Source organism: Microcystis sp. M169S2 (genome assembly GCF_020245865.1).
Classification (GTDB): Bacteria; Cyanobacteriota; Cyanobacteriia; order Cyanobacteriales; family Microcystaceae; genus Microcystis; species Microcystis ichthyoblabe_A.
Genome location: NZ_JADBUB010000012.1, coordinates 18,170 through 34,654 on the forward strand (window position 1 = coordinate 18,170; position 16,485 = coordinate 34,654).

Consider the following 16,485-nt stretch of genomic DNA (forward strand, 5'->3'; position numbering starts at 1 on the left):
GTTATATCCATCGTCAAGGCGGCCAGGTAATCGAACTGATCCTCCCCTAGTTTTGAGGGGTCAGAAAATGATCATTTTTTTGTAGGAGAACTTTAGTGGCAATTACTACCTCAGCTTCCCGTTTAGGGACAACCGCTTTTAGCGAGGTTGCTCCCGTGGAATTACGTCCCGATTGGTCCCGTGACGACGCACAGGCGGTTATTCGCGCCGTCTATCGTCAGGTGCTAGGCAATGACTATATCATGCGTTCCGAGCGCCTTACCAGTGCCGAATCCTTACTCTGCAACGGTTCGATCACCGTGCGGGAATTCGTCCGCGCCGTGGCCAAATCGGAACTGTATAAGAACAAATTCTTCTACGGTAACTTCCAAACCCGCGTCATCGAACTTAATATCAAACATCTTTTAGGTCGCGCTCCCTACGATGAGTCGGAAGTGGTCTATCACCTCGATCTCTATGAAAACAAAGGATTCGAGGCCGATATCGACTCCTATATCGATTCCGCCGAATATACCGAAAACTTCGGTGATAGCATCGTTCCCTACTATCGTGGTTTTGCCAGCCAACCCGGTCAAAAAACCGTGGGATTTACCCGGATGTTCCAACTCTATCGCGGTTATGCCAACAGCGATCGCTCTCAGATTGCCGGCAAAACCTCCCGTTTAGCGGTGGAATTAGCCCAAAACGGCGCTTCCGCAGTAGTCGGTCCCTCCGGTGGCAGCGATGGTTGGGCCTATCGTCCCTCTGCTCAACGCAACACCCCCAGTAAAGCTCTTGGTGGTAGTGTGGCCTATGGTGATGTGGGTAAGCTCTATCGCGTGGAAATTGCCGCTATTAGCAGACCGGGTTATCCCCGTGTCCGTCGCAGTAGCAAAGCGATTATCGTCCCCTTTGAACAGTTAAATAACACCCTGCAACAGATCAACCGTCTCGGTGGCAAAGTTGCCAGCATCACCCCCGCTAGTTTGAACTAATTTTCTAGCTTAAGATAGCTAAAAGTCTCCCGGGCAGCCGTCAGGTTCACCGGGAGACTTTTTTCTAGGGAACTGGCAGAAATTGACCCTCAGCAGATCGAGCAAACCTGTAGAATGAAAATAGTTCTATCGTTTTAATGCCTGTGACTGTCACTTCGAGCGCTTTTGACTCTATCGATACTGCCTTAGCGGAAATCAAAGCCGGACGGGCTATTGTAGTAGTTGATGATGAGAATCGCGAAAATGAAGGAGATCTAATCTGTGCGGCCCAATTTGCCACCCCCGATATGATTAACTTCATGGCAGTGCAAGCTCGCGGTTTAATCTGTCTGGCAATGACGGGAGAGCGTCTTGATGCTCTCGAATTACCTTTGATGGTGACAAAAAACACCGATAGCAATCAAACCGCTTTTACCGTTAGCATCGATGCCGCTCCCCATTTAGGCGTTAAAACTGGCATTTCGGCAGAAGATCGGGCGAAAACCGTGCAAGTTGCCATTAATCCAGTCACTCGTCCCGACGATCTCACCCGTCCCGGTCATGTCTTCCCGATTCGTGCTAAAGCCGGTGGAGTCTTAAAACGCGCTGGTCATACGGAGGCAGCCGTGGATCTAGCTCGATTAGCCGGGTTGTATCCGGCGGGAGTTATCTGTGAGATCCAAAATCCCGATGGTTCCATGGCCCGTTTACCGCAACTATTTGAATACGCTCGTCAACATAATCTAAGGTTAATCAGCATTGCCGATCTGATCAGTTATCGCTTAAAACACGATCGCTTTGTCCATCGGGAAACGGTCTGTAATTTTCCTAGTCAATTCGGCACTTTTCAGCTTTATGCCTACCGAAATTTATTAGATCAAACCGAACACATCGCTATTGTGAAAGGCGATCCCGCTCTCTTTGGTGATCAACCTGTAATGGTACGAATGCACTCAGAATGCCTGACCGGGGATGCTTTGGGATCCTTGCGTTGCGATTGTCGGCAACAGTTACAAGCTGCCCTAAAAATGATTGAAAACAACGGTTTAGGGGTGGTGGTTTACCTGCGACAGGAAGGCCGGGGAATTGGCTTAATTAATAAGCTAAAAGCCTATTCTTTACAGGATATGGGATTAGATACGGTGGAAGCCAACGAAAGGTTAGGATTTCCCGCCGATTTGCGCGATTACGGCATGGGAGCGCAAATGCTCAACGATTTGGGAGTGAGAAATATTCGTTTAATTACCAATAATCCGCGTAAAATTGCCGGATTAAAAGGCTATGGTTTGCAAATAGTCGAGCGAGTACCTTTGCTGATCGAGGCTAATGATTATAATTCCAATTATTTGGCCACAAAAGCGGAAAAGTTAGGACATCTATTCCTACAAACCTATCTAGTCACCATCGCTCTTAGTTGGGGGGAAAATCCGCCGTCAATTTCGCAAAGATATCATCAATTAGAGAAATTACGGCAGTTAAGTCGCGCTAATCAATTATCTCTCCAAGAAGAAACCCGACCGGTAGCCAATGCCCTTTTTGATCGCGCCCCTTTGATCGTACATTTAGGTTTAGATATTCGTCAGGGTGTCAGCAGTAATTGGTATAAAAATCCTTCCCATCCTTATCTTCTGGTTATTGACAAGATATTAAATGATATTAAAGATTGGTCGGAAATTGAACGCCTAGAATTTTTAATTTCCGACGGAGACGATTCGATGACGGGATTACAAATGAAACTCGATCGTCAAAAAATGTCCGATGAAGATTTCTCACAATTACCACAATTAGCTACCCAAATTATCTACAGTTTTACTCGTGAGTCAGCAAAAAATTAGTTTTCTATGACCAGAAAAGAGCGTAACAGTTATAATTAAACAAAGCTAGTGTAACGGGGAAAAACTATGACAACTCTCGACATTTTACCGGAAGTTACCTGTCCCCCCACCGATTTATGGAGTGATGAACCACCCTTGGAAAGTGATTTACATCTACAACAAATTACAATTCTGATCGGTTGTTTAGAAAGGTTATGGCAAGAAAGAAGTAATTACTATGCTTCGGGCAATCTTACCATCTACTATAACGAAGAACAACTAAAAAAACGTGATTTTTGTGGTCCTGATTTTTTTGTGGTTTTAGATACAGAAAAACGTCCCCGCAAAAGTTGGGTGGTTTGGGGAGAAGGGGGTAAATATCCCAATGTGATCGTGGAGATTCTTTCCGATTCTACGGCCAATATTGACCGCAATAAAAAGAAAAATCTCTATCAAAATACCTTTCGGACTCCTAACTATTTCTGGTTTGATCCTGAAAGTTTAGAACTGCAAGGATTTAGATTAATTGCTGGACAATATCAGGCTATTGCTGCTAATGAAAACGGCTATTTATGGAGTGAACAATTAGAACTATATTTAGGCATATTTGACCGTAAACTGCGTTATTTTACCGTCGATGGTCAATTGGTTCCCACTCCCCAAGAAGCTGAATTAGAGCAAAGACAAGCAAAGGAACAGATTCTTTTAGAAAGGGAACAGATTCTTTTAGAAAGGGAACAGGAACGACAAGCGAAGGAACAGGCTATCCTCGAAAAAGAACAAGCTATCTTGGAGAAGGAAAAATTAGCCCAAAAATTACGAGAATTGGGCATTGATCCTGAAACTATCTAATTGATAAATATCTCTAGGATAGGTAATTCCTATCCTAGAAATGGTGGTAATTTAACCTTATTTTTCCTGTCTTTCTAAGGCTAATTGTACCAACTTATCGACCAATTTATCAAACTCTAAACCGGTGGCTTTCCAGAGTTGGGGATACATACTAAAATTAGTAAACCCCGGCAGAGTATTAATTTCATTGAGGAACACTTCCCCAGTCTTTTCCACATAGAAAAAATCCACCCGCGACAATCCCGCAGCATCCACAGCTTTAAATGCTTCTACAGCCATTTCTCGCACTTGATTAGCAATTTTATCGGGAATATTAGCGGGAATAACCATACTCGATCGCCCGTCAGTATATTTAGTTTCATAGTCATAAAAATCACTATCAAAAGTAATTTCTCCCACCAAAGAAGCTTGGGGATTATCATTACCTAAAACCGCACATTCGATCTCCCTTGCGGTTACTCCTGCTTCAACAATAATCCGTCGATCATAACTAGCAGCACTATCTAAAGCAGCCTCTAATTCTTGCCGGTTGCGTGCTTTACTAATACCCACCGAAGAACCTAAATTAGCGGGTTTAATAAAACAAGGATAACCTATTTCCTCGGCGATTTGATCGCACAATTGCGGAAAAACACAGGCATTTGACCACACTTGCGAGCGGGTTATGGCCTTATACTTAACTTGGGGTAATCCAGCGGCTGCAAAAGCAGTTTTCATGGCAATTTTATCCATGCCTAGGCATGAACCCAGGACCCCACTACCCACAAAAGCAACCCGCATGAGAGTGAGTAATCCTTGTAAAGTGCCGTCTTCTCCATTCGGTCCGTGGAGAATTGGAAACCAAACCTCAATTTGGCTCACTTCTGGAGGAAATTGCCAGATATTGACTTTTATATCACTCTCAATAGCTAGGGGTTGCCCAGAGGTTAAAATTTGTCTAGCAGTTGCTGCCGAATGCCAACAGCCATTTTTATCGATATAGAAGGGGATAACGGCGTATTTGTCAAGATTTTCGGGATAATTAAAAGCTTGCAGGATCGATCGAGCCGAATTGATAGATACCTCGTGTTCTCCCGATCGACCACCAAACAACAATCCTACCTTGATCTTATCCATATTATCCTCTCTAGACCCAGCTAGATCCTAAATTAGAGTTCAACTATCATATATACTATGGGCGGAGTTGACAATAGTTGCCAATGATTTAGATGCGGCTGTTCCTCGTCAGATAGGAGTTTTAACCCAAATTTTCAATAAATTAATTATCGCTCATGATGAGATGTGGTCGTTCTTTCCCTAAAAAAATCTATAATCACCTTGGAGCTATTCACCCCCCGAAATTGAATGATTATTTAGCTAATTTTTCCAGTTTTTTCTTAGTTTTCTGAAGTTTTAAGGCTAAATTACCATGATGTTCGGGATAGTAAACGTGCAAGAATTCGATAAAATCCTCGATGGTACAAGGTTTATTAAATCCCCCTAAATTACCGTGGAATTCTTGGTGAATTTCTTCTTTAATAGTCACCAAATTCAGATCTAATGTCGCTAGATGGGGATATTTTTGGACAGAGTAAAGATGATGGACAGCGAGATTAAATTTTACATCTTTATCCGGTTTTTGCCCTGTCACCTGACAAGTGTTTTTATCTCTAGTTTTAGCTCGTTTTTTAGCCTTTTCAATCTCGATTTTTTGTTTGGTATCGTCATCTAGATTTTCCTGAATTTCTTTAAAGGCAAGAGGAAACTCGATTTCAATCATTTTACACATTTCTTGGCGCGATTTATTCGTCAAAGTTTCACTCATGGATTTAGAAATGCGAACAACTCCACTTTCAGAGAACCAAAACTCTCTTTTTTCATCTTCGTAAAAATCTACTCCTATTTTTAAAGGACGAACTTCTGTTTTAGTATTTTTGATTACCTTAGCAAGTTCTTCATCATCAACTTTCAAAGATGAAGATTCGTGGAGTTTAAGATTATTGAATGTTTGATTTAGCTTGGCTCCATTAGTTTTTAAAATTCGCCGCAAACTCTGTTTATGAATCATAGCCACTCCTTGATAAATTTTAATTTCGCCAGAGTCAGCCAATTCATTAAAAATTAATTTTCGTGCCAAAGAGCGACGAATTTTTTGATCGTGCTTAGTAAAAAATTCTCTAAATCTGTATAAAATTCCTCGCTTTTCATGCTGATCAATATAGGAAGCAATTTTTAAAGCACCTTCAAAAGAAAACAATCTAACTTTATCTTTTTTGTTGACAAATTGATAATCGACACCTTCAACTAAATCCCAATCATCATTAGGATCAGCATCAAAAATATCAACAATTTTGTCTAGTTTTTCAAGAGTAATAGAAAACCATTGAGCTAATTCGGTATCTCGGATCAGGAAGGTATTTGCTTTCTGAGGCATGATTATTTTATCTCCGTGGTGATAGACTTATACATGACAGTTAAACAATCAAAAACTTCTGCGTCTCCTGTTTCTTGGTTATCGGGATGATAGATCTTAGAAAGACGATAATAGGCATTTTTAATGTCTTCCTTAGTGGCAGTTTTTGGATCAAGCTCGAAAACACGATAGGGATAAAAATATTTAAATATATTAATACCATTAATACAATGCTTACCTGTTTCCCCATCTTCTTCTGGTAAAATACCTACATACTCTCTGTAAATTTTTTCCCAACTTTCTCGCTGAGATAAATTGATGTTATCAAAGGCTCTAGTAGCCATTTGAAACATACTCGATTTTTTTAATTCTGTGGTATTGCTAACCTCAAAATAGGCATAAACTGCCTGTTTAAGTTGCGTTAGAGTTAAAGGTTTAACTTTTGGGACTGTGGTGGTGGTGGCTGTAGTTTTTGATTTAGTTAACGATGGTTTAGGAGACTTTTTATGGTGGTTTTTGATGACAAAATCGGCAAAATCTTCGAGAATACGACTTTCGATCGAGTATTGCTCACAGATATGACTAATCTGCTCTAAAATGAGCGAGTTAAGAGGATTAGTGGTCATAATTTCCCTAAGAAGCTGCAAAAAATCTAGCCTTTCTTATCAAGATGAAGTGTAGGCTAATTTGGTATTAACGACCGACGACTGACTCCCGAAAACTTCCTATCCTAAATTAATACCACAGCAGTGGCCACTTTGTCATATGGTTAATAATGAAAAAAATTGCTGGCATATTATAGATCTAAGTCGATAATTGCAATGAAAACTCAAATCTGATCACTGATAACTGATCACTGATTAGGTACTAAAGTATTTAGCGGTGGGGTGATAGGTAATAATGGCGGTGGTGGATTGTTCTGGGTACAATTGTTCGCTTTCGTCCATATACATCCCAATGCGATCGCATCCTAACAGATCTAGTTGCTTGTATTGGTCCTGAATATTGGGACAAGCGGGATAGCCGAAACTATAGCGAGAACCCTGGTAACGCTGTTGTAGTATATCGCGGATATTATCGGGATCGAACTCTGCGAAACCTAACTCGCGACGGATGCGGGTGTGGGTCCATTCGGCCATGGCTTCGGCGGTTTGGACAGCCATGCCGTGATAATAGAGGTATTCGGTATATTCGTTGGCATCAAAGAGAGATTTAGCGTATTCCGTGGCGATTTCCCCCACTGTCACCGCTTGCATCGGGAAAACATCGATAATACCGGATTCCTGCGGGGCGAAAAAGTCAGCAATACAGAGACGACGACCGGATTTCTGGCGCGGAAACTCAAAAATGGCGATTGGTTGCAGATTTTCGGGTTTTTCGCCTGCTTGTATCGATTCGGGATCGTAAATTAACAGGGAATTACCGGACGACTGACAGGGAAAATAACCATAAATTAATGTGGGGTTTAGTAAATTTTCCTTGACAATTTTCTCTTTCCATGCTGCTAGAATTGGATGAACTTTTTCCTGTAAAAACTGGTCGTATTCTTGCTTCGATTGGCTTTTTGGCTTGCGGAATTGCCATTGACCGACAAATAAAGCTTGTAGGTCCAAATACCAGAAAACCTCCTCGATGGGAATTTCTGCTGCCGTTAATATTTTAGTACCCCAGAAGGGCGGTGTTGGTCGGGGAATATCAACTTCCACCGCTTCGGAACGACGGGTATCAATAACTAATTCTTGGTTGACGCTGCCATCGGTAAAAATAGTATCGGGATTAACCTTTAATTCTTCGGCAACAACCGGGGTTTTTTCTGCCTCGGCAAACTTACCTAAAAAGCCTTTACTATCATCCCATTGACCGCCAGCTTTAGCGGGCATTAATTTATCCATAAAATGCAGGTCAGAGAAGGCATCTTTACCATAGATAACCTGTCCCTTGTAGGTTTTTTGACAGTCATCATGGACAAATTTGGGAGTTAAAGCTGCCCCGCCAAGGATAACGGGAACGGTGATTCCTTTTTCGTTAAAAACCTCCAGATTTTCCTTCATAAAAGCCGTTGATTTCACCAATAAACCGCTCATAGCGATACAATCGGCTTTATGTTCTTTGTAGGCTTCGATGATATTTTCTACGGGTTGTTTAATGCCCAAATTAATCACCTTATAGCCGTTATTTGTCAAGATAATATCAACTAAATTTTTACCAATATCGTGAACATCCCCTTTAACTGTTGCGATAATAAAAGTCCCTTTGGCATTATTATCCCCCTCTTTTTTCTCCATAAAGGGTTCTAAAAAAGCAACAGATGCTTTCATAGTTTGGGCAGATTGGAGAACAAAAGGTAACTGCATTTGTCCCGAACCAAATAACTCACCCACTACCTTCATCCCATCCAAGAGGAAAATATTAATAATATCTAGGGGTGGATAGTCCTGTAAAGCTTGATTCAAAGCGTCTTCCAGTCCCAATCTTTCCCCATCAATAATATGCTGTTTTAAGCGTTCCTCCACGGGTAAATTAGCATTACTAGAGGGGTCTTTTTTAGTAGTTTTCCCCGCAAATAATTCGGTTAATTTGGTCAGGGGATCATAAACACATATATCGCCATCAAAACGACGATTATCATAGATTAAATCCCGACAAACTTGCTGATATTCTGGTTCAATTTTTGCCAGAGGAAGAATTTTATTAGCGCTGACGATTGCCCCATCCATCCCCACCTGCATCGCTTCGTTGAGGAAGACGGAATTTAATACCTGACGCGCTGCCGGATTCAAGCCAAAGGAGATATTAGACACACCTAAAAGAATGTGACATTCTGGCAATTCTTGGCGAATTCGGCCCATTGCTTCGATAGTAGCCTTGCCATTTTCTCGGTCTTCTTCGATACCGGTAGAAATCGGTAAAGCTAAAGGATCAAAAAAGATTTCGTAGGGAGGAATTCCGTATTCTATCGCCGCATAATAGGCCCGTTTAGCTATCTGGAATTTTTTCTCGGCAGTGCGTCCCATTCCTTCTTCATCAATGGTTCCAATTACTACCCCCGCGCCGTATTTTTTCGCTAAATCCAAGACTTGATAAAAACGCGGTTCCCCGTCTTCGTAGTTAGTGGAGTTGAGGATACATTTACCCCCCGCTACTTTTAACCCCGCTTCCATTTTTTCCCATTCGGTGGAATCTAACATTAAAGGTAGGGTGACATTATTAACTAAACGAGAGGCTAATTGGTGCATATCGCGCACCCCATCCCGGCCCACATAATCGACGTTGACATCGAGAATATGCGCCCCTTCTTTTACCTGCGCTTTCGCCATAGATACTAAACTATCCCAGTCTTCAGCATTGAGAAGTTCCCGACATTTTTTAGAACCACTGGCGTTTAATTTTTCCCCGACAATCAGGAAAGAATTATCTTGAATATAGGGTTGGGTACTGTAGATAGAAGCGGCGGAGGGTTCATAATGATAATGACGAGATTTCGGAGTTAAACCCTGACTTAGTTCCGCTAAAGCTTGAATATGGTCGGGACGAGTACCACAACAACCGCCGATAATTTGTACTCCCAAATCTTCGATAAAGTGCATTAAAGCCATTTTTAATTCTACGGGAGTGAGGCGATAATGGGCTTGACCGCCGACATTTTCCGGTAAACCAGCGTTAGGAATACAAGAAACAATAAAAGGGGAATTTTCCGAGAGATATTTAATATGGGGTTTCATTAAATCGGGACCAGTGGCGCAGTTAAGTCCCAAAATATCGATTTTATAGGGTTGTAAAATAGAGACAACGGCGTTAATTTCTGTTCCTACTAACATCGTTCCCATGGTTTCCATCGTCACCGAAACCATGAGGGGCAATCGTTGACCTTTTTTCTGAAATACTTCTTCAATAGCATTTAAAGCCGCTTTAATTTGCAGGACATCCTGACAGGTTTCTACTAATAATAAATCTGCCCCGCCATCGTAGAGACCCTCTACCTGTTCCACGTAGGCATTTTTGAGCGTATCAAAGTCAATATGACCCAAAGTGGGCAGTTTTGTCCCCGGCCCCATGGAACCCGCCACAAAACGGGGTTTTTCGGGGGTAGAGTATTTATTAGCGCAAGCTTTGGCCAGTTCGGCGGCGCTTTTGTTGAGATAATAGGCTTGGTCGGCTAAATCGTACTCGGCTAAAACTATCGAGGTTCCCCCAAAGGTGTCGGTTTCAATCACATCCGCACCCACGGCTAAAAAGGCTTCGTGGACTTTGGCTACGGCGCTAGGTTTAGTATGGACAAGATACTCGTTACACCCTTCGTATTCTGCCCCACCAAAGTCCTCGGCCGTCAGATTTTGGCTTTGTAGGGAAGTTCCCATCGCCCCATCAAAGACGAGGACGGGATGCTTTGGACCGTTGAGATAGTCGAGAAAGGGGCTATTCATAGAGAGATTTGCTGCTATAGTATTTTGAAAGTTTATGCTTCATCGATCATCTAGGCTATCACAGAAGCCATGTCCTTAGTTTTTGACTGGTGTTGTTCGACTTTTTGGGTTAGGGTGAAAGATGCAGCAAATTGGAATCAGCGACGATGGGAAAGATTGATTTATTGGTTACTGCCACCTCTAGGGATTGGATAGAACAGGCAATTAATAATTTAGAGATTATTCTGCTCGATCATTCCCATTGTGAGCGAAAAGCGGCAGGAGTAGCCTTAAATCTCATGTTTCGTTATCCTTCCTACGCTTCCCTCGTGCGGAAATTGACAGCGATCGCCCAAGAGGAATTAGAACATTTTGAACAGGTCAATCAATGGTTAGATAAATGGGGAATTCCCCTCGCTCCCTTAAATTCTCCCCCTTATGGTGCTAAATTAAAGGCCCAGATTCGTCACCAAGAACCCGATCGCCTTTTGGATTCTCTGTTAATATCAGCTTTAATTGAGGCGCGTTCCCACGAAAGATTAGGTTTATTGGGAGAGTATTGTCCCGATCCTCAATTAGCTCAATTTTATCGCGGTTTAATGGCTTCCGAAGCGCGTCATTATGGTATTTATTGGCTATTAGCAGCGGATTATTTTGAACGGACAGTGATCGAGCAACGTTTAGAAACCCTAGCGGCGATGGAAAGTGAGATTTTAGCCAATCTGCACCCGGAACCTCGTATTCATAGTTGATTGCACTAATAGGGACAAACCCTATCTAAATTACTCGTTGAACTCAATTTCTCTTTTAGAAAAGGGTAAATCTTGATTGATTGCCTCAATTTCTTCCTGTTCCATTTGATTAATTTCTTGGATATAGTTGCGGAGAATTTGAGTCATTTTGCCATGATAAAAACGGTGTAAACTGTGATTAGCAGTAGCGGGAAAACCCCGTCTTTTTTTATGTTGTCCTCCCGCACCGGGGTCAAACATGGTAATACCTTGACTAATTGCCCAATCGATCGGTTGATAGTAACAAGCTTCAAAATGTAAACAGTCGTACTCTTGAAAACTGCCCCAGTAACGACCATAAAGATTAGTATCTTTGCGAATACAAAAAGATAAACCCACCGGTTTAGTATCCTTTTCATTTTGGTAGGCAGTAATCAAAACCACTCGCTGACGATAATTCGGATATAATTGTTCAAAAAATTTCTGTGTCAGATATTTACTTCCCCAGTAAAATTTATCACAGGTACTGCTATAAAACCGATAAATTAACGGGAATAAATGATGGGGAATTTCTTCGGCAGCCAGAGTTTTAATAATTAACCCCGCATTAGTCACCGCTTTCCGTTCCCGTTTAATATTGCGGCGTTGATTAGCATTAAAAACCGTCAGATAATCTTCAAAACTTTGAAAACCCTTGTTATTCCAGATATAACTATGGTGTAACCAGGGAGTAAAGCCCAAATTTTCCATTAAAATTCGCCATTGGGGATCCACAAAAAGAAAATGACAACCCGACAGATTATTTTGATCACAAAAATGATCAATTGCCGCTATCATTAAAGCAGTAATCTCCAGTTCATTTTCCCCCGGAGCAATTAAAAAACGATAACCTACCGCCGGAGTAAAAGGGGTCATTCCTAACAGTTTTGGATAGTATCTAATCCCCAAACGATGGGAAAGATCTGCCCATTGGTGGTCAAAGACAAATTCACCGTAACTATGACTTTTAATATACAAAGGAGCGGCGGCAATTAACTCAGCACCGCACCAAACTGTGAGATGAGCAGGTTGCCACCCCGTCCGTCCCGTGGCGCTGCCGGAAGTTTCGATATTATGTAACCATTGCCACTCTAGAAAGGGAGTAGTTAGGGGTTGAGCGAGAGCATCCCATTTTTGTTGGGGAATCTCACTCATTTTATCAATCCAAGCCACAGAATATTGAGGTTTAAGCTGTTCTACCATGGGACAAGATAAGTCAACCTTTTTATTTAAGGTAATCTAGTTTTGGGATTTATGGGAATCTCGTTCAAGGGAATAATGTAGGAAAATTTCTGCTTCCACGGTTTCCACGCTCAAAAGTTGTAATTTTCTGGCAGAATCAGCCATAAATCCAGGGCCTCCCAGGGGAGTTGCCGCTTTATTGCCTCCTAACAGCAACGGACAAATGGTTAGATGGATTTCATCGATTAGATCTTCAGCTAAAAGAGAGGCAATTAATTCACCTCCTCCCAAAATCGCCAGCTTTTTGATACCTAGGGCGGTAAATTGACTAAAAATGGTCTTCCAATCGCCGCATACTAAAACAAGCTCAAATAAACCCCGATTTTCCCATGCCGCCACTTTTTCCGCTGCCGTGATTAACCAGCGAGGGAAAGGCTGCTGAAAAAATTTCATCCGGGGATCAAGCTGGCCTGAATGAGAACAAACGATCTGTATCGGCTGCGGGGATAATCCCCGTTGTTGACGGTATGCGAGAAAATCGCTATGACGGATAGAAAGACTGGTTTGATAAGCACGCAGGGTGTTAGCACCGAATAAAGCGGCATCCATGCGCGATAAATGTTGTTCTAGACGCATTTTATCGGTAGCAGAGGCAAATCTGGCCGCTGACTGGTAAGCGTCGGCAATTTTACCATCGGCACTCATGGCTAAAATAACGGTGGTGTGAGGATGATTCATGGCAAATGATGAGGGATATCACCGGGTCAGATTGGTGAATACGCTAGTATAGTTTGGAGTTTGATAGCCAGAATCAAACCGATTTCTGCCCATGTCTATCGGTCAATCCTCCTTTCGTCGTATTCTGCTCTCTCGCCTACTCCTAGTCAGTGTACCTGTACTACTGATGGGTGTTTATGTCACCTATCGTAAGGCGCGATCGGCTTTTTTGGAAACGGCCCGTCAAAATCTCACCGAAAGTGCCATCAGAAAAGCAGACAATATTGAGCAATCAATTCAATTTTTGCAGGTCAATCTGATCACTGCGGGGGAAAGTCTGGTTTTAAAACAGGGAACCTTAGCCGAAAAACAAGCTTTTTTACAACAATTCACGGCGCAGCTTCCTAATCAGATTAACTGTCTGGAATTAATTGATATTAAAACCAAGAAACCTTTATTAAGTCGAGCCTGTGAACCAGAAATTATCAAAGTTTTACCTCTGGAAAGATGGACAGAGAAACGGACTAGCTTTGCTGGAAACATCGAAAATATTTTAATTAAAAGTTTACCTCGACAACTTTTAACCAAATCTCCCAATAATAATCGTCAATTAGAATTAGTTTTTGCTGTTCCCATCTACGATAATCAAGGACAATTACAATCTAGTCTGATTCTGCAAACTTCTCTACTTTACCGTGAGAAGGTTTTACCCGGTTCTTTATCGGGTTATCCCGTGGTTATTTCTGAAAATGGTATTATTCTCGCTCATCCCTATTTTGATCGCATTGGTCGCCATATCAGTCAAGAAGCTGATGCGGAACGCCTCAATATAATCATCAGTAATGCTGTTAGAGGTCAACAGAGATTTCTCCATTTATTTTCTTTCGAGAAAGATGGCAAAGAATTAGTCGCTGGTTACAGTTCCCTCCCCAGTCCAGTTACGGGAGAATCATCCCAAAAATGGATAGTTTTAGCCATTAGTTCCCTCTCCCAATCTCTGGCTCCTCTACAACAAATTTGGGAGGCAATTTTTTATCTTATTTCTGGTTTATTATTAGCTTATTTAGTAGCTATTGTAATTATTGCTGGGGATTTAGCTAGACCTTTAGAAAAACTGCGAGATTATGCCTTAAATATTCAGAAAATTCCTTCCCAAAAGATTAGACCAGAAAACTTTAATATTCGAGAAATTAATCAGTTAGCCTCGGCCCTAGAGGGAATGCTCGAAAGGTTACGTCTTTGGGGAGAGGAAATAGTTAAGAGTCGGCAAGAAGCGGAAAATGCTAATCAATTAAAAAACCAATTTTTGGCTAATACTTCCCACGAATTACGCACCCCTCTTAATGGTATTATTGGCTCAATTCGTTGCGTTATGGATGGATTTTGTAACAGTGAGCAGGAGGAAAAAGAATATCTGCAACAAGCGGATAAGGCAGCCGTACATCTGTTGGAAATTATTGATGATATTCTCAGTATTGCTAAAATAGAAGCGGGCAAACTTTCTGTTAATCATGAACCAGTAGATTTACATCAAATTATCAATGAAGTTATTAATTTACAAACAGCTTCGCTGCAACGTAAGCACTTAAAATTTAATCGAATTTTGTGTCCAGAAAATCCCATAGTCTATACTGATCACACTAAATTTAAACAGGTAATTTTGAATGTTATTTCTAACTCAATTAAATTTACTGATACAGGCACAATTTCTTTAATAACTCGCCTAGAAAATACACAGGCTATTATTACTATAATCGATACAGGAATCGGTATAGACCCCCAGCAACAATCAAAATTATTCCGTCCTTTTGTGATGATTGATGGTTCCACAACTAGAAAATTTAGCGGTACGGGTTTGGGATTAGCTATTTCTAAGAATTTTATGAAAATGATGGGGGGAGATATTACTATCTCTAGTCAAGGTCAAGGTTTAGGAACAACTGTAGAAATTATTCTTCCTCTAGTGGGGGAAAGAAAGCTTGATTCTCCCCCAGAGGAAAACTCATCTTTGCCGATTCTTCCCTCTCTTAAAAGCTAAAATATCTCTATTTAATTTCTGTAATTTATGAGGAATTTAGTTTATAATTCCTCTAAACTTTCTCTAGGCAAATTAACCACCTGATAAGCACCAAAAACCTCGATCGCATCGGTATAATTGGTTAATTCTTCTAAAGTTGCCGCGATTAAATGCTGTTGATCTGGATTAATTTCTAGATCAATAAAAAATATGTATTCCCCTAAAGATATTTTAGTTGGTCGCGATTCGATCCGAGATAAATTAAGCTGACGTTTGGCAAAAACTTCTAAAGGTTTGACTAAAGCGCCGGGTTGATCTAAAACCTGAAAAGCGAGGGACATCCGCTCACCTTGGCGATGAGAAGTTAAAGCCATGACCCAAAAACGGGTACAATTATCGGGATAATCATTAATTGGTTGTATTAATATTGGTACATTATAGAGTTTTGCCGCCCGGGGAGAAGCAATAGCGGCCGAATTAGCCTCTCGATCGAGAATTTGAATCGCTTCTGTGGTAGAATTGGTGGGAATAATCGGCACGTTAGGTAAATTATTTTCTAGCCACTTTTGACATTGGGCTAAAGCTTGGGGATGGGAATAAACGGTTTTAATTTCTGTTAGCGATTGTCGAGGAGATAGAAGTGCATGGGAAATCGGTAAAACTAATTCTTGTTGAATCTGTAACCCGGGTAATTGCCATAAAGCATCAAGAGTCATTACCACACTTCCTTCGGTGGAATTTTCCACCGGGACTACTGCTAAATCGGCCTGATTTTGGACAACCGCTCGCAAGGCCAAGGCAATGCTAGGATAGGGTATTAATTGACGAGGCTGGGGTGGTAAACTATTAGCATAGGCTAAAGCGGCTGTTTCTGAATAGGTTCCCACCGGTCCCAGATAAGCGATCTTTACAGTCATTTAGATTATCCCCGCAAGCAATTTTTTCTAGCTATTACAGCCATTCTCATAAATATCAAGTATAACCTAATTCAACCACAGTTTTCAGTTGATAATTGGGTAAAGGAGCAATATAGTAGGGAACCTTTTTAGCTAACTCTAGGGTACAGGTAATTTTTTTAACTTGGCTTTTACCGCCCAAAAATTTACAATCATAACTAGCATTGTGAAAAACCTTTTCTATCCGGTCAACCAGCATGATTTTAGTGATAAAATAGTTAGTAAGATCGGGTTGATCGAGAACATCCAAAATTGTCACCCGCTCCCCGGTTAAGTCCGTGGAATCAGCGAGAATTTGAATCAGAGACAAACGGGGAGTCTTGCTATCGTAATCGGCCACTTCCGTATCTAACCAAAGAATGGGAAAATGAGAAAAGTGATCGATCGCATTCCTAATAGCGTCGGATTCCGTTAAATAAGGCATGGTTG

Annotated in this window: 13 protein-coding genes; 5 read left to right on the forward strand and 8 right to left on the reverse strand. The window is 41.4% G+C overall.

Annotated elements, in window-relative coordinates; genetic code table 11:
* Window positions 1-95 precede the first annotated feature (95 nt).
* The 3 genes from IM485_RS01260 (at window position 96) to IM485_RS01270 (ending at window position 3,619) form a co-directional block, all read left to right on the forward strand.
* Window positions 96-974 (forward strand): phycobilisome linker polypeptide, encoded by an 879-nt coding sequence (locus tag IM485_RS01260; protein WP_104395389.1) that lies wholly within the window; start codon window positions 96-98, stop codon window positions 972-974.
* A 137-nt stretch (window positions 975-1,111) separates the two neighbouring features.
* Entirely contained in the window at window positions 1,112-2,788 is a 1,677-nt protein-coding gene (gene ribBA, locus IM485_RS01265; RefSeq protein WP_287740707.1) for a bifunctional 3,4-dihydroxy-2-butanone-4-phosphate synthase/GTP cyclohydrolase II, read from the forward strand.
* A 66-nt stretch (window positions 2,789-2,854) separates the two neighbouring features.
* Window positions 2,855-3,619 (forward strand): Uma2 family endonuclease, encoded by a 765-nt coding sequence (locus IM485_RS01270; protein WP_287740710.1) that lies wholly within the window; start codon window positions 2,855-2,857, stop codon window positions 3,617-3,619.
* A gap of 57 nt (window positions 3,620-3,676) precedes the next feature.
* Here IM485_RS01270 and IM485_RS01275 read toward each other — a convergent pair whose 3' ends face one another.
* From IM485_RS01275 to metH, 4 genes are all read right to left on the reverse strand, one after another.
* Window positions 3,677-4,735 carry a D-alanine--D-alanine ligase family protein gene (locus IM485_RS01275; protein ID WP_104395392.1) on the reverse strand — a complete coding sequence of 353 codons (1,059 nt, stop codon included), beginning with the start codon at window positions 4,733-4,735 and terminating at the stop codon, window positions 3,677-3,679.
* A gap of 232 nt (window positions 4,736-4,967) precedes the next feature.
* Complete coding sequence (locus IM485_RS01280) at window positions 4,968-6,032, reverse strand: hypothetical protein (RefSeq protein ID WP_287740713.1); 1,065 nt, start codon at window positions 6,030-6,032, stop codon at window positions 4,968-4,970.
* Between the two features lie 2 nt (window positions 6,033-6,034).
* Window positions 6,035-6,637 carry a J domain-containing protein gene (locus tag IM485_RS01285; RefSeq protein ID WP_287740716.1) on the reverse strand — a complete coding sequence of 201 codons (603 nt, stop codon included), beginning with the start codon at window positions 6,635-6,637 and terminating at the stop codon, window positions 6,035-6,037.
* A gap of 234 nt (window positions 6,638-6,871) precedes the next feature.
* The gene (gene metH, locus IM485_RS01290) at window positions 6,872-10,435 is read right to left on the reverse strand and encodes a methionine synthase (RefSeq protein ID WP_287740719.1); all 3,564 of its coding nucleotides are present in this window, start codon (window positions 10,433-10,435) and stop codon (window positions 6,872-6,874) included.
* A gap of 146 nt (window positions 10,436-10,581) precedes the next feature.
* Here metH and IM485_RS01295 point away from each other — a divergent pair, with 146 nt between their 5' ends.
* Complete coding sequence (locus IM485_RS01295; protein WP_104395396.1) at window positions 10,582-11,166, forward strand: MiaE family protein; 585 nt, start codon at window positions 10,582-10,584, stop codon at window positions 11,164-11,166.
* Between the two features lie 30 nt (window positions 11,167-11,196).
* Here IM485_RS01295 and IM485_RS01300 read toward each other — a convergent pair whose 3' ends face one another.
* Window positions 11,197-12,387, reverse strand: a complete 1,191-nt coding sequence (locus IM485_RS01300; RefSeq protein ID WP_287740721.1) for a GNAT family N-acetyltransferase — start codon at window positions 12,385-12,387, stop codon at window positions 11,197-11,199.
* A gap of 36 nt (window positions 12,388-12,423) precedes the next feature.
* Window positions 12,424-13,104 carry a RibD family protein gene (locus IM485_RS01305; protein WP_287740723.1) on the reverse strand — a complete coding sequence of 227 codons (681 nt, stop codon included), beginning with the start codon at window positions 13,102-13,104 and terminating at the stop codon, window positions 12,424-12,426.
* A gap of 91 nt (window positions 13,105-13,195) precedes the next feature.
* Here IM485_RS01305 and IM485_RS01310 point away from each other — a divergent pair, with 91 nt between their 5' ends.
* On the forward strand, window positions 13,196-15,121 hold the full coding sequence (locus IM485_RS01310; RefSeq protein WP_104395399.1) for a sensor histidine kinase: 1,926 nt from the start codon (window positions 13,196-13,198) through the stop codon (window positions 15,119-15,121).
* A gap of 41 nt (window positions 15,122-15,162) precedes the next feature.
* Here IM485_RS01310 and pheA read toward each other — a convergent pair whose 3' ends face one another.
* Together pheA and IM485_RS01320 are read right to left on the reverse strand one after the other, a co-directional pair.
* Window positions 15,163-16,017, reverse strand: a complete 855-nt coding sequence (gene pheA, locus IM485_RS01315; protein WP_287740727.1) for a prephenate dehydratase — start codon at window positions 16,015-16,017, stop codon at window positions 15,163-15,165.
* A 55-nt stretch (window positions 16,018-16,072) separates the two neighbouring features.
* A complete protein-coding gene (locus tag IM485_RS01320; protein WP_287740729.1) occupies window positions 16,073-16,480 on the reverse strand; it encodes a ribonuclease D in 408 nt (135 codons plus the stop codon).
* Window positions 16,481-16,485 lie beyond the last annotated feature (5 nt).